The sequence below is a fragment of the Actinoallomurus sp. NPDC052274 genome (genome assembly GCF_040679475.1).
GTDB classification, from domain to species: domain Bacteria; phylum Actinomycetota; class Actinomycetes; order Streptosporangiales; family Streptosporangiaceae; genus Actinoallomurus; species Actinoallomurus liliacearum.
On the sequence record NZ_JBFAUT010000147.1, the window covers coordinates 1 to 1,285 of the forward strand.

The following is a 1,285-nucleotide window of genomic DNA, read 5'->3' on the forward strand; positions in this document are numbered from 1 at the left end:
GCCGCCGCGCGCTTGCCCGGCGCTATCGCCAGGCCTTTGCCGGCTCGAACTCGGTGCGGCTGCTCGATTTCGATTTCGAGGCGATCGTGCCGCATATCTTCGTGGTGCGCGTGAACGCCGGCAATCGCGACGCGCTGGCCGATCATCTGCGCGCGCACGGGATCGAGTGCGGGATCCACTACAAGCCGAACCACCTGCTGACACGCTTCGCCGATGGCGAGGCGCGACCGGTGGCCGAAGCCGCCTATGCCGAGCTGATCTCCCTGCCGCTGCACGTGGAGCTGGCCGAGGCGGAGCAGGATCGGGTGATCGAGGAAGTTCTGGGCTTTTTGCGGGGTACGCCGGATGCCTGAAGTCTCGATCGTCATGAATTGCTACAATGGCGAGCGCTATCTGAAGGAAGCGATCGATTCCATCTACGCCCAGGATTTCCAGGACTGGGAGATTATCTTCTGGGACAATGCCTCGACCGATGCGAGCGGGGCGATCGCGCAGCAATATGACAGCCGGCTGCGCTATTTCCGCGCGGAGGAGAATGTGCCGCTCGGCGCCGCGCGCAAGCTCGCGATGCAGCAGGCGCGGGGAACCTGGGTCGGCTTCCTCGATACCGACGATCTGTGGCTGCCGAACAAGCTCTCGACGCAGCTCGCGGCGCTGTCGGGCACCGAACATGTGCTCTGCTATGCCGGCGTTTCCGAAGTGACGCCGGATCTTCGGCCGATCCGCGAGGTCGTGCCCCGTTACCCCAGCGGCGACATGTTCGAGCGGCAGCTGCTGCAGTTCGACATCAACATGGTCACGCCGCTGCTGCGCCGCGAGACGCTCGATCGGCACGGGCTGGGCTTCGATCCGAGCGTGACCGCGTCGGAGGAGTATAACCTCTTCATCCGCCTGCTGGCGCACGGCACTGCCTGCGCGGTGCCGCAGGTGCTGGGCGTATGGCGCATCTCGCCGGGCTCGCTCACCGACCGGGCGATCGGGCGGCTGCACGAAGAGCGGCGCTATACGCTGGACCAGGTGCAGCGGGAGAATCCGGGCATTGCCGATCGCCACCCGGCGGCGTTCCGCGAAGCCTATGCGCGCGGGGACTATTACGAAGCGCGCTATCGCATGTCGCTGGGCCAGCGGCTCGCCTCGTTCCGCCTGCTGGCGGGCAATGCGGCGACCGACCTGCGCTACGGCGCGCTGGCGCTTGCCGCGCTCGTTCCCGGACTGTGGGGCCTGATCCACGGCAATTATCTGAAGCGAAAGCTGCTGCCGCGCCTGCTGGGCGTGGCGCGGTACA

At 66.5% G+C, this 1,285-nt stretch carries 2 protein-coding genes; both read left to right on the top strand.

The window, feature by feature from the left end:
• On the top strand, positions 1-353 hold a 353-nt coding region (locus AB0K82_RS44530; RefSeq protein ID WP_364409811.1), incomplete at its 5' end, for a DegT/DnrJ/EryC1/StrS family aminotransferase.
• A partial coding sequence (locus AB0K82_RS44535) for a glycosyltransferase (protein WP_364409814.1) occupies positions 346-1,285 on the top strand: 940 nt, incomplete at its 3' end. The genes AB0K82_RS44530 and AB0K82_RS44535, both read left to right, overlap by 8 nt.